Raw genomic sequence first — 21,769 nt, 5'->3', positions numbered from 1 at the left:
GACGCGCGCTGATTTTCTACGGCGCTGAACAAGAATCGCGCCCGCCCGTTACGTCGCCGAACCAAGCGCCTGCTTGAGGGTGTGCCTCCATGGCACAAGCTGCCGGAGGAATTCTCATGCCCAGGTTAGGATTGGTCGACCCGCCCGCAAGAATCTTCGAACAGGCCGGGCGCGAGGCCATCGGTTGAACCGTTTGGCCGGATCGCAAGGTGACACGCCCGCCATTGCGATATGCATACCGGTGCGCGACGAGGTGGCAAGATTGCCGCGTCTGTTCGACGCCCTTGAGCAGCTCGTGGTTCCGGCCGGTGCGTCGGTCCGGGCCTGCCTCCTGCTCGACGGCTGCGTCGACGGGAGTGCGGACGTAGCCGCCTCCTACCGGCGACGGTCGCGTCATATGGTGCGTACCGCCGCTGTGGAGCGGTCTCCCTCGAATGCCGGCATTGCGCGTCATCGCGCGATGCGCCTCGGTATGGAAGCGCTCGGCCCCGCCGGTGGCATCCTGCTGACCACCGATGCCGATAGCTGGCCGCGTCGGGACTGGCTGGAGGCGACGACGTCGGCGCTCGATCACGCCGACGTCGTCGCCGGCAATGTCGTTAGAAGGGGAGGAGGCAGCCACGCCGGACAGGATCGGATCGAGCGTTACTACACGCGCCTGTTCGCGCTGCGTCGGCGGGCCGACCCGGTCGGCTGGGAAAGCGCCACCACGCATCACCACGCCAGCGGCGCAAACATCGCTATCCGATCCGATGTCTACGATAAACTTGGCGGCTTCGCGCCGCTCGTCAGCGGCGAGGACGCACGACTGATCGACGATGCATCGCGCGCGGGCCTCCGGGTACGCCGCGATGCCGCGAGCGTCGTGTACACATCGGATCGACGCGATGGGCGGGCACAGGGCGGGCTGGCGACGACGCTGACCATGCTGGACCGTCAGGGGCTGGCCGGCGTCTGCGTGACCCATCCCGCCGACCAATTGTGGCAATATGATCGACACGCGCTTGCGCGACGGGCCTTCGCGACCGCCGACTTCAACCTGCTGGCCGGCGCGATCGACCTCGCGGTCGATCATATCCTCGGCGTCGCGCGCGATTGCCCCAATGCCGAAGCGTTCGCGATGCGTGTCGTGCCCATCGCACCGCAGGGGATGCGTCAGGTGACGCTTGCCGTCGCGGAAGCCGTCCTGGCGACATTGGCCGCAGCCACCCCGCCGGCGCAAGCCGCGTGACCGCGCTGTGCGCCCGCATCGCGGGGCTGAGCGCCGAACTGGGCGATGTCGCGGACCCGCGCGACCGGTCGACGCTCCTGGAATTGCTTCGGCTGCTATACCGCGTCGGGCGGGAGGATCTGCCGCTCGGTCGCCTGTTCGAGGGGCATGTCGATGCGATGCAGATCGTGTCGCGCTACGGGACGGCGGAGCAACGTGCGGCGATGACCGGGGTGGTTGATGCTGGTGGCGCCATCGGCGTGTGGAATGCCGATGCCCCCGGTGAGCCGCTCCGGCTCGCCGCCGGCGGGCTGACCGGCGGCAAGGATTTCGCTTCGGGCGCCGGCGTGCTGACGCACGCACTGGTCACCGTCGATGCACCGGCGGGGCGCCAGCTGGTCATGCTGGACCTCGCGCGGGTCCCTCCGGCGATCGATCGCGAAGTCTGGAGGGTCGTCGGCATGCAGCGATCCGAAACCCATTCGGTTCGCTGGCATGATGCTCCCCTTCCGTCCGATGCCCTTCTGGGGCTGCCCGGCGACTACGTTCGCGAGCCGTGGTTCAGCGGTGGCGCGCTGCGGTTCGCCGCGGTTCAGGCCGGCGGCATCGCCAGCCTGGTCGACGGCACCCGCGATCACCTCCTGAAGGCCGGGCGGGCGGATGATCCGCATCAAGCCGGACGATTGGCCCGGCTGTACGCCGTTGCCGAAGCAGCGGCCGCGTCGGTCCGTCACGCGGCCGACGGATGGTTTCGGGATGATGCCGCGCGCCTGCCCCTGGTCGCCGCCGCGCGGGCGGCGGTCTACGCCGCGGGCGGCGAAGCGATCGGGCTGGCACAGGAAGCGGTCGGGGTTCAGGCGCTGTTCCGCGATCACCCCCTTTCCGCCCCCGTCACGGATCTGTCGATGTACTTGCGGCAACCGGGTCCGGACGCGCAGCGGATGCAGGTCGGCGCCGCCGTGGCGGCCGGGACGCTACGGGTGACGCTGTGACGCGGCGGCTCGGGCATGCGCGATCGGTGCTGGTGGTCGCCCCCCACCCCGATGACGAGGCGATCGCCGCCCATGGCCTCATCGCGCGCCTTTCGCGGCGCGGCGTCCGGGTGTGCGTGCTGGTGGTAAGCGACGGCGCGGGCTCGCATCGCGGCAGTCCCACGTGGCCGCGCCGGCGCCTGACGCAAGAGCGTCGGCGGGAAACGCGCCGGGTAATGCGCAGGATCGGGGTCTGTGCGGCAGCCGTCACCTTCCTCGACCTGCCCGATGGTCAGCTGAAGGCGCATGCCGACGACGTGCGCCGCCTTGTGGCCAGGGCGGCCCGGATGTTGCCGAAGCCGTTGCTGGGGCTCGCTCCTTCCAGGGCGGACGATCATCCCGACCACCGCGTGGTCGCTGCGGCCGCGCGGCGCCAGATGGGCGTGCGCTGGTGGGCCTATCCGGTCTGGCCCGCCGGACGACGGCTATGCGGTGCGCAGCCGATCCACCTGACCACGCAGGAACGACTGGTGAAGCGCCATGCGATCCGCAGCTATCGCACCCAGGCCGGGCGCATCCTCGACGATCCGGCCGGGTTCGCGATGACGGCGCGACAGATCGCCGCTTTCAGCCGGCCGCAAGAGGTTTTCGCACCCGTATGACACCGATGAAGGCGATGACGATCGAGGGTTTCGAGCGAACCTTTTCCGGCGATCCCGATCCATGGCGCACGTTCGAGGATCGTGATGAGGCGATCAAGCGCGAAGCGATCCTGCACGCCATCGGCCCCGGGCCGCACGGTCGTATCCTGGAACTGGCGGCCGGCAACGGCTCGAACAGCCGGGCGATCGCGGCACGCACGCTTCGGCTCGACGCGACGGAGGCGACGTCCGCGGGTACCCGCCTCGTCGCTGCGGCGCTACGCTCGCACCAGCCGCGCGCGCGCGCGATCCGGCTGGCCGTACCGGGACGGCTTCCGCGAAGGCACTACGACGTGGTCGTGATCGCGGAGCTGCTATACTATCTCTCACCTCGCGAGATGAAGCGGACGGCGCGGGACGTGGCGCGGGCCTTGCGGCCCGGCGGGACGCTGGTGCTGGCCCACCACCGGATCGACTTTCACGACTTCGCGCAACATGCCGCACATCTGCACGCCGACTTTCTGAAGCAGGGCGGCGGATCATGGCGCACGCGAACGGTCAGGCGCACAGGCCGCTGGTCGGTCCTGACCTGCACTTGTTCGAGCATCAAGACCGCGAACGATTACAAGCAACTACGCCTCAACTGACATATGCGGCAGCCGGCCATGGCCGCGCTTTCGCCAGTTCGTCATCGACTTCAGGGTTGATGGCTCATCTCTACTGCGACCATCCGATTGTCGGGAACGGACCCAAACCGCGGCTTGCGTGTTGTGGCTCGTACCGCCATAGCCCGATCCGGGTTACGTCCACCAAGGGAGTTTTTCACATGCGTTCGATCCTCGCCGGCGCCGCCGCGCTCAGCCTCATCGCCACCCCTGCGCTCGCCGCAGCTGCCAACCCGGCCGCCAGCCTGTCGGTCGCGCAGTCGCGCGCCGCTTCGCCTTCGGCCAAGAAGAGCGACCTGGCCGGTGCCGGCCTGTTCGGCGCGATCATCGCCGCTGGCGTCGCCGCGATCGGCGTCATCGCGATCGTCAAGGACAACGACGACGATTCCGACAGCAACTGATCGGGATCCGCGCGCCGCCCGGACGGCGCGCGATCGTTGACGAAGGGGTCGGGCGCGCTGCGTCCGGCCCCTTTTCGTTTTGGCCGGCGATTGCGGCCCGCGATCGGCGGGGGCATCCATCCGCCCCGCTTGCCTTTTCCCGGGCACGATCCTATGTCGATCGACACATCCGACAGCGCGGACGGCTTGCCACCGCTTCCCGGTCATCGACCGGGCAGCGGTAGCGGGTCCATGCCGGGACTTTTTTCAGGCTCAACCAGGGCCAGGGCTCAACGAGGGCGCAGATCCGTGGCGAAGACGACCCCGCTGGAATTCATCCGTCAGGTCCGGACCGAGACCGCGAAGGTCGTATGGCCGACCGGGCGCGAGACGGTGATGACCGGTGTGATGGTCGTCATCATGACCACCGTGCTCGCGCTGTTCTTCCTCTCGGTCGATTCGATCTTCAACGCCGTGGTCAACGCGTTGCTGAGCCTGGCGCAGTAAGGACGGAATTCTAAACATGGCGCGCTGGTACATCATCCACGCCTACTCGGGTTTCGAGGGCAAGGTCCGCGATTCGATCATGAGCGAGGCGACCCGCATGGGTCTCGAGCAACTGGTCGAGCAGATCGAGGTGCCGACCGAGACGGTCACCGAGGCGCGGCGCGGCAAGAAGATCGCGGTCGAGCGCAAGTTCATGCCCGGCTACGTGCTGGCCAAACTGGCGATGAACGACGACGTCTACCACCTCGTCAAGAACACGCCCAAGGTTACGGGCTTCCTCGGCTCCTCGGGCAAGCCGCAGCCGATCTCGGATGCCGAGGCGGCCCGGATGCTGAATTCCAAGGAAGAAGCAGCCGCCGCTCCCAAGACCAAGGTCAAGGTCGATTACGAGATCGGCGACGCGGTCAAGGTGCTGGAAGGTCCGTTCGCCAGCTTCAACGGCACGGTCGAGGAACTCGATTTCGACAAGTCGAAGGTCAAGGTCTCGGTCAGCATCTTCGGTCGCGCGACCCCGGTCGAGCTGGACTTCGAACAGGTCGAGCGCAGCAAGTAAGCGCTTTGCGATGCCCCGTCCGCGCGTTCAGCCGGACGGGGGCATCTCAGCCGGACGTGGACATCGGCGTCGCGGGCTGGCCCGGTGCGCCGCCAAGTACGTCGTCGCGCCACGGCACGGCGACGACATGCGGCGCCAGATCGACGTATTTGCGTTGCTGGCGCACCTCCAGGCTCGGCGTGAACAGCATTGTCGATGTGCGGCGGAACTGCGCCGGCGTCATGCCCACGAACTCGCGGAACTCCCGGTTCAGGTGCGACGCGTCGTAGAAGCGTAGCTCGGCGAGTGCGTCGGCGGTCGGCACCGCCAGCCCGCGCATCACCGCCGCCACGTCCAGAAAGCGGCTGCGGCGGAGCACGGTCTTGGGCAAGTGACCGAACTGGGCGCGTACCACGCGATCCAGCCGACGCCCCGACATGCCGAATTCCGCCGCGATGTCCGCCACCGGGCGGGTCGGATCGACCTGCGCGATCCGTTCGAACGCCGCGCTCACCGGATCGGCGGGAACCGCGCGGATGACGACCCGATCACGCACCACCTGCTCCATCCGCGCGAACGTCTGCTCGACGTCGTAGACGTCCGCACTGGCCCAGCGCAGCGCCGCGCCCCATTCACCGTCGAGCGGCAACACACGGTCGGCCAGACGATCCGCAGGCTCGTCGCAGAAGGCGAACCAGCCGCCGGGCCGCATCGAAAAGCCGGCGGCGATCACCGGCCCGCGACACCGTACCGGGAAGCGGCGTTGCTGCGCACCGAACAACATCGGCCCTTCGTAACCGACCCAGCGATCGTCGACCAACGTCTCCCATGTTCCGCCCAGCGGCACGCGGACATAAGTGTTTTCGTGGAGCAGGAAGTCGTCGAGCAACGCGTCCCCGGGCCGCTCGATGATCGTGACGAAGAATCGCGCGACGTAATCGGCGAGCGAGGGCGGCGGGGCACGGCTGAGCGACAACGGCGCGCCGTTGTGTGAAGCTCCCGTCCTCGGAACCAGTTCGCCCATTCCGAAGGGGCTACGGCCGATCCGCGCGGCAGGCAATCTTCTTGCCCGGGATCAATCTGGATTGGGTCGAACTGTGCGAAAGCGGACATTCACCCCGCTACCGTGATGTTCCCGTTGCGCAATCGCACGGGATCGGCTACCGGCGCACGCTTCCCATCCAACAGATTGGAACGTGCGGGAGGGTGCTGCGACGGTGGCACCCGGACGAACCGCTAGACTTGAACCGGGCGCACCGGCAACGGCCGCGCCCCGTAACAGAGTGAGACAGATGGCAAAGAAGATCACAGGCTATATCAAGCTGCAGGTCCCGGCCGGTTCCGCCAACCCCTCGCCGCCGATCGGCCCGGCGCTGGGTCAGCGCGGCGTGAACATCATGGAATTCTGCAAGGCGTTCAACGCACAGACCGGTGACGTGGAGAAGGGCTCGCCCCTGCCGACCGTCATCACCGTCTATGCCGACCGCAGCTTCTCGTTCGTGACGAAGACGCCCCCGGCGACCTTCCTCATCAAGAAGGCGGCGAACCTCAAGGCCGGCTCGAAGGAGCCGGGCAAGGTTTCGGCGGGCAAGATCACGCGTTCGCAGCTGGTCGAGGTCGCGCAGACGAAGATGAAGGACCTGAACGCCAACGACATCGAAGCGGCGACCAGGATCATCGAAGGATCGGCCCGCGCGATGGGCCTCGAAGTGGTGGAGGGCTGAGACCGTGGCGAAGCTGAGCAAGAAGCAGAAGGCGATCACGGTCGACCGTGAGAAGCTCCACGGCATCGACGAGGCGATCGCGATGGCGAAGTCGGGTGCGACTTCCAAGTTCGACGAGACCATCGAGGTCGCGCTGAACCTGGGCGTCGATCCGCGTCACGCCGACCAGATGGTTCGCGGCGTCGTCACGCTGCCCGCCGGCACCGGCAAGACGGTGCGCGTCGGCGTGTTCGCACGTGGCGCGAAGGCTGACGAGGCACGCGCCGCCGGCGCCGACGTCGTCGGTGCAGAGGACCTGATGGAGACGATCCAGGGTGGCACGATCGATTTTGATCGCTGCATCGCGACCCCGGATCTGATGGGCGTCGTCGGTCGCCTCGGCAAGGTGCTGGGGCCCAAGGGCCTGATGCCGAACCCGAAGCTGGGCACGGTGACCATGAACGTCGCGGAGGCCGTGAAGGCAGCCAAGGGCGGTCAGGTCGAATATCGGGTCGAGAAGGCGGGCATCATCCACTCGGGCATCGGCAAGGCGTCGTTCGCGCAGGAAGACCTGCGTCGCAACTTCGACGCGCTGGTCGACGCGGTGGTGAAGGCCAAGCCGTCGGGTGCGAAGGGCAAGTACGTCCGCAAGGTCGCCGTCAGCTCGACGATGGGTGCGGGCATCAAGGTCGACACCGCGGAAGTCGCCGGCGCGTAAAGGCGTTCGCGGGTAGCGTCGCCACCCGCGAGACACCTGCCACCGTCGGCGCGGTCCACCGGGCCGTGGCCGGCGGAGCACCCGGAGGCCGTGCGATGCCCGGCCGATGAGAAAGGAACAGCCGAGGTCGCCTGGCGCGCCTCGGCTTTTTCATGGTCGCCGCCGAACGCCTTTCCGACCGCTCCGGTCACGTGTCGAACCACGACGAACGGACGCCATCGGCGCGGCGGCGGGCCGCATCCCGCCCGGGCGAACGGCGTCGGGCGGCGCGGCCGCCACCACCCACCGCAACGCCATCGACAACCCGCGTGCGTCCCGGCAGTCTCCCTCCGAGCTGGAGAGGATCATGCCGCATTACGGCGACTATCAGAACGCGATCTACTTCGCGGGCCTGTCGGGTGCCGTCCCGCAATGGCCGGTCGATCACGCCACGCTGCGCGCCCGCGCGGAGGCGCATTGGCCGCCTTCGGTCCGCGATTACGTGCAGGGCGGCTGCGGTGACGAGGCGACGCAGGATGCCAACGCCGCCGCCTTCCACCGCTGGGGCATGATCCCGCGGATGATGGTCGACACCACACGGCGCGACCTGTCGACGACGATGTTCGGCCACGCCTTGCCCGCGCCGCTGTTCATGGCACCGATCGGCGTCAACGGCATCTGCACCGACGACGGCCACGGCGATCTCGCCGCCGCCCGCGCCTCGGCGGCGACAGGCGTGCCGTTCTGCGCCTCCACCCTCGCCAACGATCCGCTGGAGGATGTCCGCGTCGCGTGCGGCGAAACGCCCGCGCTGTTCCAGCTCTACACCCCGCGCGACCCGGACGTGGCGGCGAGCATCGTCGCGCGCGCCGAGGCCGCGGGCTATGCCGCATTGGTCGTCACCCTCGATACCTGGGTGACCGGCTGGCGTCCGCGCGACCTGAACACCGCCAGCTTCCCGCAATTGCGCGGCGCGGTGCTCGCCAATTACTTCACCGATCCGGCGTTCCGCGCGCTGCTCGCCCGCCCGCCGGAGGAAGACCCGCAAGCCGCCATCGCGGCGTGGGTGACGACGTTCGGACGCGTGCTGACGTGGGAGGACATGGGCTGGCTCCGCTCGCTGACGACGCTGCCGATCGTCCTGAAGGGCATCTGTCACCCCGACGATGCGCGCCGCGCGATCGATGCGGGGGCCGACGGCATCTACGTCTCGAACCATGGCGGGCGGCAAGCGAACGGCGGGATCGCCGCGATCGACTTGCTACCCGCCGTCGCCGATGCGGTCGCCGGCCGCATACCGGTGCTGTTCGACAGCGGCGTGCGCTCCGGCACCGATATGGTGAAGGCGATCGCGCTGGGCGCGGACCTCGTGGGCCTCGGTCGCCCATATTGCTACGGGCTGGCACTGGGTGGTGGGGACGGGTGCGCGCACGTCCTGAAATGCGTGCTGGCGGAGGCGGACCTCCTGATGGCGGTCAATGGCTGGCCGAGCCTCGCCGCGGTTCGCGCCGCCGGTGCGATCCGCCTTTGAAAACCGCTGTCCTACATCCTCCAACATCTGCTGCCACCGCCTGACACAGATGGAGAACATGGATGAGGGACCTGGTCGAACAGACGATCGACGCACAAGGCCGCCGCGGTCCGCTCGCGGCGCACGGGCGCGGCCAGCGCAGCGTCACCGTCAACCGCCGCGAATCGCCGCTGGCGTGGCTGGCGGCGCGCAAGCTGGTCACCGCGCGCCAGAACGAAGCGGGCGAGCGGTTGCAGGTCGATCACGAACGCGCCGCCCTGGGGCCGGCGGTGACGATGCGCTGGGCGGCGCGGGTCGACGGCGGTGGCGGCGCGCGGCTCGACCCCGCCGAAGCGCAGCTCGCCGCCAAGCGACGCTTCGACGCGGCGATCGCCGCCGCCGGCCCGGGCCTGTCCGACGTGCTGTGGCGCGTGGTGTGCGCGGGGGAAAGCCTGCCCGACAGCGAGCGGGCGCTTGGCTGGCCCACGCGCAGCGGGCGGCTGGTGCTGACGCTCGCACTTGATCGACTTGCCGATCACTACCGCCTGCCCTGATTCGGCGACGCGACCCTTGCCCTGGCCCGTCCGCGCCAGCAGATAGGCATGATGGAATGCCGCTTCATCAAATGTCACGGGTCGGGCAACGACTTCCCGCTGGTCGACGGTCGCACGCTGGCGCTGTCGGACGACGATTGGGCGCGGCTCGCCCGCGCACTGGCGGATCGTGCCGGGCCGGTCGGCGGCGACGGGCTGCTGGCGCTGACCGCCGGCGATGCGCAGGCGGCGTTCGGGATGCGGATGTTCAACAGCGACGGGTCGGAGGCGGAGACGTGTCTCAACGGGCTGCGCTGCGTCGCGCGTGCCGGGTTCGAGGCGCTGGGCATCGACCGCGCCGTCGCGCGGCTGAAGACCAGTCATGCCGCGGTCGCCGCCGCCGCGCCACTCGCCCCGTCGGTCTACACGATCGAGGAGGTTGCCGGCCCCGCCGCGCTCGATCTCGCGCGCTGGCCGCTCACCGGTGCCGGTACGCAGCTGGTCGACGCTCCGCTGGAGGCGCTCGGTACCGATCGGCTGTTCACCGCGGTGGCGATGCCCAACCCGCATCTGGTCGCGTTCGTCGATCGCATCGACGAGGCCGAACTGACCGGTCTGGGGCAACGGTGCGAGACGGCACCCGACTGGCTGCCCAATCGCGCCAACGTATCGTTCGTCGAGGTCCGCGATCCCGCGACGCTGTTCGTCCGCACGTTCGAGCGGGGAGTCGGGCTGACCGACAGCTGCGGCAGCGCGATGGCCGCCTCCACCTACGCCGCGTGCCTGACCGGGCGCATCGCGTTCGGCGAAGCGGTGACGGTGCTCAACCGCGGCGGACTGGTGCGCGCCTCCGCCGCCGCCGATGCGATGGTGACGCTGTACGGCAATGCCACATGGGAATGGGAGGGCGTGGTCACGGTCGACCTCGCGCACTGCCGCGCGGGCGATTTGCGCGTGTTGCGTCGCCACGATGCGGAGATCGCCGCCTGGGCGCAGGTTGCCGACGCCGCCCGCTAGAGGGTCGCGCCGATCGCATCTTCGATGCCGCCCGGAGTTACGGTATCGCGGGAACCGGAAACGGCGATCGGTGCCGGCCCGATGCGGTAGTTCGCCGCTGGCCGGCAGATACAGGTACTGCGGCCGCTATGCTCCTGCCGAACGCGCGACGCGGTTCTTGCCGCTGTTCTTGGCAGCGTAGAGCGCCAGATCCGCGGCGGCCAGCGGATCGCCGAGGCCCAGCGGCGTAACGCCCGCCGAGAACGTCACTTGCCCGATCCCTTCCCCGCTGTCCTGATGGATCAACGTGCGTTTCGACAATCGGTCGCGTACGCCGTCTAGGATCGTCATCGCCTCGTCCATCGCCATGCCGTCGAACAGCAGCGCGAACTCCTCGCCACCGTAGCGCGCGACCAGCACCTTGATCGGCAGTTGCGACCGCAGGAAAGCGGCGACGAATTTCAGTACCCGGTCGCCCGCCGGATGGCCGAACCGGTCGTTGACCTGTTTGAAATCGTCGATGTCGAGCAACGCGACCGCCGCGTTCCGCTGGTCCGGGTCCACCACCAGCTCGCGCAGCCGGTTTTCGAAACTGCGTCGATTGGGCAATCCGGTCAGATGATCGTGTTCGGCGGCCCGACGCGCGCGGTCCAGATCCTGACGGAGCGCGTCCGCTTCCTCGCGCGCGCGGTGCAGCTTGGCCTCCACCAGCCGCGACGCCTTCACCGCGGCCTGCGTCAGCCCGATGACCCGCGCCAGCGTCGCCTGCGGATCGCTGCTCAGTCGCCCCGCCTCCGCGTGGAGCGCGGTGCCGAACGTTTCCACGCCCCCGCGCGATTCGCCCGCTGCCGCCAGGCAGTCGGCGATCCGCGCCTCCAGCGCCCCGGCGATGCGGGCAAGCTCGACCGCCTGCTCTTCGTCATGGCCCTCCGCGATGCGCATCACGACGGCGTCGCTCAGTCCGTCGGTGCCGTGCAGCTGTCGGGCGACTGCCGCCCGGGTGTGGACATCCTCACCGGATACATAGGCGTGGAGCACGCCGTAAGCGCGCGGGGACGGGGTCAGTCCGTGTGCGAAGATCATCGTGCCGATGTCGTCGAACAACCGCCGCCGCAGCGTGATGCGCCGATCGGTGACGTTGATCGGCGGCGGCGGCGGCGCGGGCGCCGGCTCCGTCGTCGGTGGAGGCGGCAGGTCGCCGGCCAGCCAGCCAAGCACACGGTCGCGGCGGCGTATCGCAACCGGTATGGAAGACAGGCTCACGACAACACTCCCCTAGGTGGTGCGGCGATCGGTTCGCCCGTTTCGTCGTCCGCGCGCGGCATCGTGCCGGCGCGGATCGCCGCCTTCATCCCGTCCCAGCGCTCGCCGAACCAATGACTGCCGCGTTCGGCGCGGTGCACCGGATCGCCATCATGCGATGCGATCGCGTCCTGAAGCGGAAGCAGCCGATGCTGCGGAATGTCGTAGAAAACGCGGACCCGCGGCTCGGTCGGATGCTGGTCGTTGCCCTCCATCACCAGCGCCAGCCGGCTGGACGACAGCCGCACCAGCCCGTCGATCGGCTGGATGCCGATGCTGTCGATGAACGACGTCAGCAGGTCCTGATCGAAATGTCCGCTCCACTGCCGCATCCGCGACAAGGCGTCGCTGGGCGCCCACGGACGCTTGTACGGGCGCTGCGATGTGACGGCATCATACACGTCGCAGATCGCGCTCATCCGTGCCGCCAGGCTCAGTTGCTCGCCGGTCAGGCCGAAGGGATAGCCACGCCCGTCCACCCGCTCGTGATGATGCAGGCAGACGTCCAGCACCGTTTCGGAAACCGTCGAACCGGCCCTCAACAGCGCATGGCCTTTTTCGGGGTGGTGGCGCACCAGCGCGATTTCGGGCGGGTCGAGTTGGCCCGGCTTCACGAGCAGCGCGCTCGGCACAGCCATCTTGCCGATATCGTGGAGCAGCCCCGCCAGCCCCAGTTCGTGGACGTCGGCGTCGGGCAGCGCCAGATGCTGCCCGAAATTGATCAGTAGCGCCGCGACGGCGATCGAATGGATGTACGTATATTCGTCCTTGGTCCGCAGCCGCGTGACGTTGAGCATCGCGCCGGGATCGCGCGTCATCGCTTCGCCGATCTGCCCGACCAGCGGCGCCATCGCGTTGACGTCCACCGCCTTGCCCAGTCGCACCTCGTCGAACATCGCTCGCACGACGCCTTTCGATGCGTCGACCATCGCCAGCGCGCGCTCTTGCGCCGACAAGGGCGTACGACGCCGCCGTGTGACCGCGCGATCGATCGTCGACGCCTGCGGTTCGGACGCGTCCGGTTCCGCTCCGGACACCGGAATGACGCTTGCGGCGGTCGGCTCGTTCACAGCGGCAACCGCGGGGCCGACGCCCCTGGCGGTATCGATCACGATCTCGCCGATCCCCGACTCGCGCAGCTTCCTGATCTCGCTTGTCCGTGCGAGGACAAGCTGCGAGCGCCAGAACGGACTGGCCATCCACCCCCCCGCGACGGAGTGGACGAACATGCCCACGCGCGCCTCTTCGGTCTTGATCGTCACCAGCACGACGTGTCGCCCCTCTTCATCGCCGTACCATGCCCCACTATTAATTAAGGTTGGGTTCGACTGGCGTATCGGCCGCGAAAAAAAGGACCCTTTCGGTCGCAACTCATGCCGCTCGGCATGTCGCGGATCGTCGATGCAGGTATCGAAACACGATGCGGGGCCGGGCCGGCCTGTGCCTCGGGTCGTGAGCAGGATTCCCCGGCGGGGTTCGCGACCCCGCCCGACGGTTCATGGAATGCTGATCGTGCCGGCTGTCGTGCCCGGGTAGGAACTCAGCGCCGCCTGGCTCAGCTCGAACGCCAGCCGCTCGGCTAGCGCGCCGGACGTTTTCCCGGCACGCACCGTGACTGCGGACCCCTGCCAGAACGCCGTCGCGCCGCCGCGCTTCCGAAGGCGGATCTCGATCATCGTCCGCTGCATCGGGACCAGCACCGATTTGCGCCGTGCGATCGGGATGCTCACGCTCGCGCCGGCGACCACCGGCGTTTCGCCGCGCGCCTTTGCCACCGACGTGCCCACCTGGCTCCGCGTCGTGATCACTTCCGCAACATAGGCCGCATGGTCGCGATCATCAAGGAGAGTGAACCCTTTATCTCCAAGGACCATCAGCGCGGCCTCCCGCGATATGCGGCTCCATCCCTCGTCGTGATCGGCATCCGTGGGTGAGATGACCGCGACCGTACCGCCGCCCTGCGGCGGCGATGGCGGGTTCGCCTGCGCGCCGGTCACCGCCGCGGTCGCGCCGCTCACCAGCATCATGATCGCCCTGAACCTCACGCCCGCATCCTTTGCTTGCCGGGTCGCCGCGCGGAAGACCGGGCCGATTCTCGTTGTGGAGGAACGAACGCATGACGATGGGACATGCTGCCACCGGGCCGTTGCGCGACCGGGAAACAGCGCCGACCCTCGCCGCAACGCGATCTCCCAGCCCGATGGCGCTGAAGTCGAGGCAGCATCGAAATTTGGATGGATGCCGCCCATCAACAATCCAAGTCACTGAATCTATTGGGAACTTGGCCGGGCACCACGCCTTGTTGACGTATAGTCGAAGATGGAGGCCATCATGGCACAGAAGGGAGCCGGCGGTAACCAGGGAGCGATCCCGACCGAGGGCGGCGACGGAGCACGCGGCAGTCTCGGCACCGGACGAGGCGGCGGCACCGGGACCGGCGCGAAAAAGACCGCCAAAAAGAAGTCGCCGTCCGATGGCGACAATGCCGGGCAAAAGATCAGCGGCGCGTGAGCGGCTTGCTCGTCCCCGCGGAACGGGCACGGCGACGACAGGCGATCACAGATCCGGCCGAACGAACTGGCGGAGCAAGCAATGACCGATCCGAAGATGCCGAGCCGGCGCGCACTGCGTCTGCTCATGATCATGGCCGTCTCCATTGCGGTGATCTGGGTGATCGTCTTCGTCGGCGAAAATATCAGCCACAGCCGGATCAAGATGGAGCAGGAACGGACAGGCGGCGGCGTGCCACGTCCACATTAGCCGTTCGGGAAAGCGCGACGGAATCGCGCGATCTCCGCTTCGAACCCGAACTCAGAATCGTTGCAAAGTGATTGGCGTTTGAAAGATCATGCAACGCTTCTCTTTACATTTCATGGACAAGTCCAGTCGCCTGATCGAGAGCTCCGACACGGTTACTTGAACTCGGTGATCGACAAGGTGACGGTGAACGCCAGTTCTTCATCGCTACCGATCTCCTTGATCGCGCAATCCGCGATCCGAACGGGTTCGGGCGTGGCCGCGTTCAGCAGGCGTTCGACTGCCGCTCGAACCGCCGACTGCCGGGCGATCCCGATATCAGGGTAGGCTGCGACTATCGCATCGACCATTTCTCCGTCGATGATCGCTATATCAAAATCAGGCATAATCCAGATTGGCACAAATCGACGGCAAAATCCCTGACCTGCATCAATAAAGGGCCGGATCGGTCTAAAATAGATGCCCCCGGGGGGGGGCATGCAGCATGAATGCGCTCACGACCGAAGTGGTGCCTCCACCCGCAATGCCCTGTTTTCCCGCTTGAAAGCACGAACGGTGGATCGTTGACCCACGCCGCTCTCACTCGTGCCAATATGGTGCTATCTTGCCCGACGCTCACCGCCGGGATTGAACGGAGTCCACTCGGAGCGGATCAGCCGGGAAACCCAGCCACTTCCGCACCACCGCTCCGGCCACGACCATGCGACACGCAACGGCGCGCGGCTGCCAGCCGACGACGCTACGTCGAAGTCCCTGGAGGCGGGCACCGGTTGATCTTGTTGGGATAACCCGGAAGGGTTGGTGGAAGGGACTGGATTCGAACCAGTGTACACTTGCGTGGGCAGATTTACAGTCTGCTGCCTTTAACCACTCGGCCACCCTTCCACGAGCGGCGCTGTCAAAGCGAGGGCGCGCAATGCCCGCGCGGTGGCGGTCTGTCAACGCCCCTTCCGTCCATTGGCGCGACAAAGTTCGCTGCGGTTGCACTCCGTCGCGGCGGCGCATAGCGTCCGCGCCCGCCCGCCCCTCGACAATCACGGACCCGAACCGTCATGCGCCTGCCCTGCCCCATCATTGCCACCCCTGCCGGAGGCGCACGCTGATGGCGCGCCGCGGTCACCGTCCCAGCCAGGCACCCGGCAACCGCCCGCGCTTTTGGGGCCGCCATGCCGTCATCGCCGCACTCGCCAATCCGGAACGGGTCGTGCGCAAGATCTGGGGCACGCGCGAGGCGCTGGGCGCGCTCGACCTGCCGTCGGTGCTGCCGGTCGTCTATGCCGATGTCGCCGATCTCGGCCGGCTGGTCCCCTCCGACGCGCCGCACCAGGGCATGGTGGCGGAGGTCGATCCGCTGGAGGACGTCTGGCTGGGCGACCTGCTGGAACAGGGTGCCGCCGACGATGCCGAGCGTCCGCGCCCGCTGGTGGTGCTCGATCAGGTCACCGATCCGCACAACGTCGGCGCGATCCTGCGTTCGGCGGCGGCGTTCGACGCGCTGGGCATCGTCACGCAGGACCGTCATGCCCCACCCGAATCGGGCGCGCTCGCCCGCTCCGCCAGCGGAGCGCTGGAAAGCGTGCCGTGGGTGCGGGTCGTCAACCTCGCCCGCGCGCTGGAGGAAATGGCGGAGGCCGGTTACTGGCGGATCGGCCTGACCGGCCACGCCACGCAGACGCTGCCGCAGTCGCTGGCGGAGATCGGCCCTGCACGCCGCATCGCGATCGTGCTCGGCGCGGAGGGTGAAGGAATGCGCCAGAACACCGAGACGCATTGCGACGAACTGGCGAAGCTGCCGATCTCCGGTCGGGTCGAAAGCCTCAACGTCTCGAACGCCGCCGCCATCGCACTCTACGCCGCGACGATACGATAAGGCGTTCGCGTCATCCCCGCACCGGCGGGGATGACGCCGATCGCTCAATCCTCCGCGGCGATCCGCACGCGCAGGCCGTCGAGCGCCGGGCCGAATTCGATCTGGCACGACAGCCGCGAGGTGGCATCACGCTCCGCGGCCGAATCCAGCAGATCGTTCTCGTCCTCGCTCATCGCCGGCAAGCGGTCGGCAAAGGCGGGGTCGACATGCACGTGGCACGTCGCGCAGCTGCAGCAACCGCCGCACAGCGCCAGTATCTCGTCGATGCCCGCATCGCGGATCACCTCCATCACCGAAAAACCTGTCTGGCCCTCCAGTTCGCGTTCTTCCCCGCTGCGGGTCTCCACGATAAGCTTGGCCATATGTTCTCCACCCATGATCGCTGCGCCCATGACGGCAAGCCCACCCGCATGCAATGGCCCATGCGATGGGGCTGAACGCTGTCGACCTCAACGCCGGACTCGACGCATTGGCCGCACGCGAACCGGCCTTCGCCGCGGCGCTGGAACGTGTCGGCTACCCCGCGCCGCGGGTCCGCGCCCGTGGTTATGCCACGTTGCTGCGCACGATCGTCGGGCAGCAGGTGAGCGTGAAGGCCGCCGATGCGGTCTGGCGCAAGCTGGAGGCGTTGGGCGACCCGACCGATCCCGCGGTGGTCGCCGCGCTGGACGACGACATGCTGCGCGCCTGCGGCTTTTCGCGCCAGAAGACCGGCTATGCGCGCAGCCTGGCCGAGGAGGTGACGACCGGACGGCTCGATCTGGACCATCTGCCCGCCGACGATGAGGAGGCGATCGCCCAGCTGATGCGGGTGAAGGGCATCGGCCGCTGGTCGGCGGAGGTCTATCTGCTGTTCGCGGAGGGGCGGCCGGATATCTGGCCCGCCGGCGATCTGGCGGTGCAGATCGAAACCGGCCGAATCCTCGGGCTGCCCGAACGCCCCGGTGAGAAGCTGACGCGCGACCTTGCCGAGCCATGGCGTCCGCATCGCGGCGCGGCGGCGATCTTCACCTGGCATCATTACGGTGCGGGGGCGGACGCCGCACCGGTCTGAACGCATGTTTCATGGCATCTTAACGATGGCGTCGAATAGAGGAGGGACAGGCTGCTGGCGGAAGAAGGGTGATGAAGACGGCTTTCGACCGCGCGCGCCGCGCGCTCAACTTCCTCGAACTGCATCAGCTCGATCCGACGCCCGCGCATTTCGAATTCGCGCTGGCGCTGATCGCCGCACCGGGATCGAAGCTGTCGGAGGCGGTCGCGCTGCATACCGATGACGGATTGCGGCTCAATGCGGCGGCGGTGCACCTGCTGGTCGAACGATTCCTGGCCCCGCCGCGCGAACAGACGCTCGATCGCCGCGAACGCACCGTCGCGCGACAGGCGCAGGAACTGGGCACCCTTACCAGCGACGCACATCACCTGACGGAGGCGCTCGGCCGCGACATGGGGGAAATGGTCGGGCAGGACGGCGATCTACCCGCCACCGCCGCCGACTTCGTCGTGCGCCTGTCCGATGCCGAACGCGAACTGGCGGTGCTGCGTAGCGAGGTCGTGCGTCTGCGCGACAATATCGTACCGCTGCCCATTCCCGAGGACACCGGCCGCGACGATCTGACCCAGGCGCTCAACCGCAGCGGCGCGCGCGGGCTGATCGAGCGTGCGGACGAAGCGGGTCGGGGGCATGTCGTGCTGGCGTTCAGCGTCGACGCGCTGGAGGCGATCAACGATCGTTATGGCCGCGCGGTCGGCGACAACGTCCTCAACGCGTTCACCCAGACCCTGCAACAGGCGTTCGAGGACGAGGAGCTGATCCGCTGGAGCGGTAACGAATTCCTGTTCATCACCCGCGACCTGCCTATCGCGGCGGCACGGCTGCGCATCGAACAGGCGCTCGCCTCCTTCGCCGCCCGCCGCCTGCGACTGCGCGGCAGCGGCGAGCCGATCGGCATGGTCACCGCTTCGGCCGGCATCGCCACCGGCCTTGCCGGCGGACAGGAGGAATCGCTGATCCTCGCCCGCTCCCATGTCGCCCTTGCCGCAAGCCGCGGCGGCAACCAGCTGGAAGGGTAAGCGCAGGCGACCGGCGTGTGTTCACCTGACGCCGCGGACACCTGTGACCGCCGCCGCCTCGTGCGCTATGTCCACGCCACAATGCCTATTTCGCCGGCTGCCACGTCTGCGTCTTGCAGAAGAATGCGATGCATCCCTTCACCGCCAGCGTCCCGTCGGCATTCTTCGCCACGATCGATTTGTACGTCTTGCCGTTGCGCGGGTCGTAGATCTTGCCGCGCCAGTCCGTGCCAGCATCCTTGAACTCCGACAGGATCGGCATGCCCAGCACCGGTCGGCTGCGCAACGCGGCATCGGAATTGTTGACGTCGGTGTCCGGCGCGCCGGGGCGCTTCTTCAGGATGCTGGTCAGCTTGCCGCAAACGACACCGCCGCACGGGCCGACGGTGATGACCCCGGCACCGTCCTCGGTCAAATAGCGTCCGGCGATCGGCGTCGCGGCGAATGCGGTGGCGGGGACCATGACGGGCACGGCGGCGAGCAGCGCAAGCGCGGCGGAGGGCAGGAAACGCATGGCCGAAACTATCGTGGATCAACGATGAACGCGCAATGCACGATCCCGCGTCGCCCGCCGGGACCGCGTTGATCCACGGCAAGCCGCGCGGCGGTTTGCGCGGTGTGCGGTTGAAACCTGTGGACTTCTCCCGCATTCACCTGTCCCGATGCTTCCCACCCGTTCGCTTGGCGACAGTTTCGCCTCCGTCCCTGTTCCGCACGGGGCGGGATTCTGGCGCAAGCTGCTGGCGTTCGTCGGTCCCGGCTGGCTCGTCGCGGTGGGCTATATGGATCCGGGCAACTGGGCCACCGACATCGCCGGCGGATCGGCATTCGGCTACACGCTGCTCAGCGTCGTGTTGCTGTCGAACCTGATGGCGATCGTGCTGCAGTCGCTGTCCGCACGGCTCGGGATCGGCGCGGGGCTGGACCTGGCCCAGGCATGCCGGCGGCATTCGTCGCGGTCGGTGTCGTGGCTGCTGTGGTTCCTGGCCGAGATCGCGATCGTCGCCTGCGACCTTGCGGAGGTGCTGGGCACCGCCATCGCGCTGAAGCTGCTGTTCGACATGCCGTTGATCTACGGCGTGCTGGTCACCGTCCTCGACGTGTTCCTGATCCTTGCGCTGCAACGCTACGGCTTTCGCCGGCTGGAGGCGTTCATCGCCGCGCTGTTGATCGTCATCGCCGGCTGTTTCGCGTTCGAGCTGTTCTGGGCGCGGCCGGATTGGGGCGCCGCCGCCGCCGGGCTGGTCCCCTCGCCCGAGATCATGCGCAATCCCGCGATGCTCTACATCGCGATCGGCATCCTTGGTGCGACGGTGATGCCGCACAACCTCTACCTCCATTCCTCGATCGTCCAGACCCGCGCGTACGGCGACGAAGAGGGCAACCGGCACGAGGCGCTGAAGCTGGCGACGATCGATTCGACCGTCGCACTCGGGCTCGCCTTCTTCATCAATGCCGCGATCCTGATGCTCGCCGCGGCGACCTTCCATAGCGCGGGACGGTTCGAGGTCGCGGAGATCGAGGATGCGCACCGCCTGCTCGCCCCGATGCTGGGCGTCGGCGCGGCCAGCGTATTGTTCGCGGTCGCCCTCCTCGCCAGCGGGCAGAATTCGACCGTCACCGGCACCCTCGCCGGGCAGATCGTGATGGAGGGCTTTCTCGACATCCGGCTCGCGCCGTGGCTGCGCCGGCTGGTGACGCGCGCGATCGCGATCGTCCCCGCGGTGGTGGTGGTCGCCTCGACCGGCGACCGTGGTGCGACGAACCTGCTGGTGCTCAGCCAGGTAATCCTCAGCCTGCAACTGCCGTTCGCGGTGATCCCGCTGGTGCTCTACACCGGCAACCGCGCGCTGATGGGCAGCTTCGCCGCGCCGCGCTGGCTGGCCGCGCTGGCCTGGCTGATCGCGGTGGTGATCGTGGTGCTGAACGGCTATCTGCTGTGGGGCATGGCGGTCGGCTGACCCGCCCCTCTAGCCACGCGCGCGCCACTCGCCTATCTGGCGCGCTTTCCTCATCACACAGGTTTTCGCCATGGGTTTCCGCTGCGGCATCGTGGGCCTGCCCAACGTCGGCAAGTCCACTCTCTTCAACGCGCTGACCGAAACGGCCGCGGCGCAGGCGGCAAACTATCCGTTCTGTACGATCGAGCCGAACGTCGGCAACGTCGGCGTCCCCGATCCGCGCCTGTCGAAGCTCGCCGCGATCGCCGGCTCGGCCAAGATTATCGAGACGCAGCTCGGCTTCGTCGACATCGCCGGGCTGGTGCGCGGCGCCAGCAAGGGCGAAGGGCTGGGCAACCAGTTCCTCGGCAACATCCGCGAAGTGGACGCCATCGTCCACGTCCTGCGCTGTTTCGAGAACGACGACATCCAGCACGTCGACAACCGCGTCGATCCGATCGCCGATGCCGAGACGGTCGAGACCGAGTTGATGCTGTCCGATCTCGACAGCCTCGAAAAGCGCGTGCCCAATCTCGCCAAGAAGGGCCAGCAGGGCGACAAGGAGGCCAAGCTGGGCGCTCTTGTCCTAGGCCGCGCGCTCGATCTGCTGCGCGAGGGCAAGCCGGCGCGCCTGACGCAGGTCGCCGATCCGGAGGAGCAGCGCGTGCTCGACCAGGCGCAGCTGCTCACCGCCAAGCCGGTGCTCTACGTCTGCAACGTCAACGAGGAAGATGCCGCGAACGGCAACGCCTTCTCCGCCCGCGTGTTCGAGAAGGCGGCGGCCGAGGGCGCGCAGGCGGTGGTCGTCTCCGCCGCGATCGAGGCCGAGATCGCCACGATGCCGCCCGAGGACCGGCCCGAGTTCCTCGCCGAGCTCGGTCTGGAGGAAACCGGCCTCGCCCGCGTCATCCGCGCCGGCTACGCGCTGCTCCACCTGCTGACCTTCTTTACCGTCGGTCCCAAGGAAGCCCGCGCCTGGACGATCGAGGCCGGGTCGAAGGCACCGCAGGCGGCGGGTGCGATCCACTCCGACTTCGAACGCGGCTTCATCCGGGCCGAAACGACCGCGTTCGACGACTACATCGCCTGCAATGGCGAAGCGGGCGCGCGCGATGCGGGCAAGCTGCGTCAGGAGGGCAAGGAATATGTCGTCCATGATGGCGACGTCCTGCTCTTCCGTTTCAACGTGTAAGCCGATCGCCGTTCCGGACCCGGTCCGGGATGGCGCGAATCGCTCCGTTACTTCCGCGCGCCCTCCGCGACGGGCTTGTTCAGCAACTCGCCGTAAGGCGCGCGCATGTTCGCGCCCTCGTGCGGCTGCGGCTCCAGCCACTCGGGTGTTCCACCGGGCGCGGGGGTGATCTGCATCACCGGCGTTCGTGGTGCGGGCGCGGTTGCCGTCGGCGTGGGGGCGGCGGGCGGCGTCCGCTCCTCCCCGCTTCCGCCACAGGCGGCCAGCGAGACACAGATCAGGGGAAGCAA

Annotated in this window: 27 protein-coding genes and 1 tRNA gene; 19 read left to right on the top strand and 9 right to left on the bottom strand. The window is 68.0% G+C overall.

Translation table 11 applies throughout. From position 1 onward, the window contains the following. Window positions 1–79 precede the first annotated feature (79 nt). From ASE95_RS17265 to nusG, 7 genes are all read left to right on the top strand, one after another. Window positions 80–1,231, top strand: a complete 1,152-nt coding sequence (locus tag ASE95_RS17265) for a glycosyltransferase (protein WP_327196715.1) — start codon at window positions 80–82, stop codon at window positions 1,229–1,231. After that, window positions 1,228–2,202, top strand: coding sequence for an acyl-CoA dehydrogenase (locus ASE95_RS09770; RefSeq protein ID WP_156347961.1), 975 nt, complete (start codon window positions 1,228–1,230; stop codon window positions 2,200–2,202). The genes ASE95_RS17265 and ASE95_RS09770 overlap by 4 nt, the downstream gene beginning before the upstream one ends. Then, window positions 2,199–2,843, top strand: coding sequence for a PIG-L deacetylase family protein (locus tag ASE95_RS09765; RefSeq protein ID WP_056635066.1), 645 nt, complete (start codon window positions 2,199–2,201; stop codon window positions 2,841–2,843). Before ASE95_RS09770 ends, ASE95_RS09765 begins: the two co-directional genes overlap by 4 nt. 14 nt (window positions 2,844–2,857) lie before the next feature. Then, a complete protein-coding gene (locus tag ASE95_RS09760) occupies window positions 2,858–3,469 on the top strand; it encodes a class I SAM-dependent methyltransferase (RefSeq protein ID WP_235528257.1) in 612 nt (203 codons plus the stop codon). A gap of 179 nt (window positions 3,470–3,648) precedes the next feature. Continuing rightward, complete coding sequence (locus ASE95_RS09755) at window positions 3,649–3,888, top strand: hypothetical protein (RefSeq protein WP_056635059.1); 240 nt, start codon at window positions 3,649–3,651, stop codon at window positions 3,886–3,888. A 288-nt stretch (window positions 3,889–4,176) separates the two neighbouring features. After that, window positions 4,177–4,374 carry a preprotein translocase subunit SecE gene (gene secE / locus ASE95_RS09750; RefSeq protein ID WP_056635054.1) on the top strand — a complete coding sequence of 66 codons (198 nt, stop codon included), beginning with the start codon at window positions 4,177–4,179 and terminating at the stop codon, window positions 4,372–4,374. A gap of 16 nt (window positions 4,375–4,390) precedes the next feature. Then, complete coding sequence (nusG, locus tag ASE95_RS09745; RefSeq protein WP_022687599.1) at window positions 4,391–4,927, top strand: transcription termination/antitermination protein NusG; 537 nt, start codon at window positions 4,391–4,393, stop codon at window positions 4,925–4,927. A gap of 46 nt (window positions 4,928–4,973) precedes the next feature. Here the strand turns inward: nusG and ASE95_RS09740 are convergent, their stop codons facing one another. Beyond that, the gene (locus ASE95_RS09740) at window positions 4,974–5,882 is read right to left on the bottom strand and encodes a helix-turn-helix domain-containing protein (protein WP_156347960.1); all 909 of its coding nucleotides are present in this window, start codon (window positions 5,880–5,882) and stop codon (window positions 4,974–4,976) included. Window positions 5,883–6,198: 316 nt separating this feature from the next. Between ASE95_RS09740 and rplK the strand changes: the two genes are divergently transcribed. From rplK to dapF, 5 genes are all read left to right on the top strand, one after another. After that, window positions 6,199–6,630, top strand: a complete 432-nt coding sequence (gene rplK / locus ASE95_RS09735; protein ID WP_056635049.1) for a 50S ribosomal protein L11 — start codon at window positions 6,199–6,201, stop codon at window positions 6,628–6,630. Between the two features lie 4 nt (window positions 6,631–6,634). After that, window positions 6,635–7,327: a 50S ribosomal protein L1 gene (gene rplA / locus ASE95_RS09730; protein ID WP_056635046.1), complete on the top strand. Its 693-nt coding sequence runs from the start codon at window positions 6,635–6,637 to the stop codon at window positions 7,325–7,327. A 346-nt stretch (window positions 7,328–7,673) separates the two neighbouring features. Then, entirely contained in the window at window positions 7,674–8,837 is a 1,164-nt protein-coding gene (locus tag ASE95_RS09725; protein ID WP_056635042.1) for an alpha-hydroxy-acid oxidizing protein, read from the top strand. A gap of 62 nt (window positions 8,838–8,899) precedes the next feature. Beyond that, the gene (locus ASE95_RS09720; RefSeq protein WP_056635039.1) at window positions 8,900–9,370 is read left to right on the top strand and encodes a DUF6456 domain-containing protein; all 471 of its coding nucleotides are present in this window, start codon (window positions 8,900–8,902) and stop codon (window positions 9,368–9,370) included. A 51-nt stretch (window positions 9,371–9,421) separates the two neighbouring features. Further along, window positions 9,422–10,366: a diaminopimelate epimerase gene (dapF, locus tag ASE95_RS09715; RefSeq protein WP_056636147.1), complete on the top strand. Its 945-nt coding sequence runs from the start codon at window positions 9,422–9,424 to the stop codon at window positions 10,364–10,366. Window positions 10,367–10,492: 126 nt separating this feature from the next. Here dapF and ASE95_RS09710 read toward each other — a convergent pair whose 3' ends face one another. The 3 genes from ASE95_RS09710 to ASE95_RS09700 form a co-directional block, all read right to left on the bottom strand. Continuing rightward, window positions 10,493–11,608, bottom strand: coding sequence for a GGDEF domain-containing protein (locus ASE95_RS09710; RefSeq protein ID WP_156347959.1), 1,116 nt, complete (start codon window positions 11,606–11,608; stop codon window positions 10,493–10,495). Next, complete coding sequence (locus ASE95_RS09705; protein WP_056635034.1) at window positions 11,605–12,915, bottom strand: HD-GYP domain-containing protein; 1,311 nt, start codon at window positions 12,913–12,915, stop codon at window positions 11,605–11,607. The genes ASE95_RS09710 and ASE95_RS09705 overlap by 4 nt, the downstream gene beginning before the upstream one ends. A gap of 228 nt (window positions 12,916–13,143) precedes the next feature. Further along, window positions 13,144–13,692: a hypothetical protein gene (locus tag ASE95_RS09700; protein WP_156347957.1), complete on the bottom strand. Its 549-nt coding sequence runs from the start codon at window positions 13,690–13,692 to the stop codon at window positions 13,144–13,146. A gap of 286 nt (window positions 13,693–13,978) precedes the next feature. On the opposite strand from ASE95_RS09700, the gene ASE95_RS09695 reads away from it, so the two are divergent. Both ASE95_RS09695 and ASE95_RS17630 read left to right on the top strand, forming a co-directional pair. Next, window positions 13,979–14,158: a hypothetical protein gene (locus ASE95_RS09695; protein WP_156347956.1), complete on the top strand. Its 180-nt coding sequence runs from the start codon at window positions 13,979–13,981 to the stop codon at window positions 14,156–14,158. Between the two features lie 81 nt (window positions 14,159–14,239). Continuing rightward, window positions 14,240–14,407: a hypothetical protein gene (locus tag ASE95_RS17630; RefSeq protein ID WP_156347955.1), complete on the top strand. Its 168-nt coding sequence runs from the start codon at window positions 14,240–14,242 to the stop codon at window positions 14,405–14,407. 152 nt (window positions 14,408–14,559) lie between these two features. On the opposite strand, the gene ASE95_RS09690 is transcribed toward ASE95_RS17630, so the two are convergent. Then, window positions 14,560–14,805: a hypothetical protein gene (locus ASE95_RS09690; protein ID WP_156347954.1), complete on the bottom strand. Its 246-nt coding sequence runs from the start codon at window positions 14,803–14,805 to the stop codon at window positions 14,560–14,562. Window positions 14,806–15,203: 398 nt separating this feature from the next. Beyond that, a tRNA-Tyr gene (locus ASE95_RS09685) sits at window positions 15,204–15,289 on the bottom strand. Between the two features lie 217 nt (window positions 15,290–15,506). Between ASE95_RS09685 and ASE95_RS09680 the strand changes: the two genes are divergently transcribed. Then, window positions 15,507–16,274, top strand: coding sequence for a TrmH family RNA methyltransferase (locus tag ASE95_RS09680; protein WP_056635019.1), 768 nt, complete (start codon window positions 15,507–15,509; stop codon window positions 16,272–16,274). A 44-nt stretch (window positions 16,275–16,318) separates the two neighbouring features. On the opposite strand, the gene ASE95_RS09675 is transcribed toward ASE95_RS09680, so the two are convergent. Next, window positions 16,319–16,636, bottom strand: coding sequence for a 2Fe-2S iron-sulfur cluster-binding protein (locus ASE95_RS09675; protein WP_056636144.1), 318 nt, complete (start codon window positions 16,634–16,636; stop codon window positions 16,319–16,321). A gap of 65 nt (window positions 16,637–16,701) precedes the next feature. Here ASE95_RS09675 and ASE95_RS09670 point away from each other — a divergent pair, with 65 nt between their 5' ends. Continuing rightward, window positions 16,702–17,328, top strand: coding sequence for a DNA-3-methyladenine glycosylase family protein (locus tag ASE95_RS09670; protein ID WP_056636141.1), 627 nt, complete (start codon window positions 16,702–16,704; stop codon window positions 17,326–17,328). A 71-nt stretch (window positions 17,329–17,399) separates the two neighbouring features. Beyond that, window positions 17,400–18,347 carry a GGDEF domain-containing protein gene (locus tag ASE95_RS09665; protein ID WP_156347953.1) on the top strand — a complete coding sequence of 316 codons (948 nt, stop codon included), beginning with the start codon at window positions 17,400–17,402 and terminating at the stop codon, window positions 18,345–18,347. Between the two features lie 85 nt (window positions 18,348–18,432). On the opposite strand, the gene ASE95_RS09660 is transcribed toward ASE95_RS09665, so the two are convergent. Beyond that, window positions 18,433–18,861: a DUF2147 domain-containing protein gene (locus ASE95_RS09660; RefSeq protein ID WP_056635014.1), complete on the bottom strand. Its 429-nt coding sequence runs from the start codon at window positions 18,859–18,861 to the stop codon at window positions 18,433–18,435. Window positions 18,862–19,009: 148 nt separating this feature from the next. On the opposite strand from ASE95_RS09660, the gene ASE95_RS09655 reads away from it, so the two are divergent. Further along, complete coding sequence (locus ASE95_RS09655; protein ID WP_056635011.1) at window positions 19,010–20,308, top strand: Nramp family divalent metal transporter; 1,299 nt, start codon at window positions 19,010–19,012, stop codon at window positions 20,306–20,308. A gap of 70 nt (window positions 20,309–20,378) precedes the next feature. Further along, a complete protein-coding gene (gene ychF, locus ASE95_RS09650) occupies window positions 20,379–21,479 on the top strand; it encodes a redox-regulated ATPase YchF (protein ID WP_022687615.1) in 1,101 nt (366 codons plus the stop codon). Between the two features lie 47 nt (window positions 21,480–21,526). Here ychF and ASE95_RS17625 read toward each other — a convergent pair whose 3' ends face one another. Further along, window positions 21,527–21,769 carry a hypothetical protein gene (locus tag ASE95_RS17625; protein WP_156347952.1) on the bottom strand — a complete coding sequence of 81 codons (243 nt, stop codon included), beginning with the start codon at window positions 21,767–21,769 and terminating at the stop codon, window positions 21,527–21,529.

The sequence above is a fragment of the Sphingomonas sp. Leaf231 genome (assembly GCF_001421995.1).
Classification (GTDB): Bacteria; Pseudomonadota; Alphaproteobacteria; order Sphingomonadales; family Sphingomonadaceae; genus Sphingomonas.
This window is presented reverse-complemented; position numbering and strand designations above follow the sequence as displayed.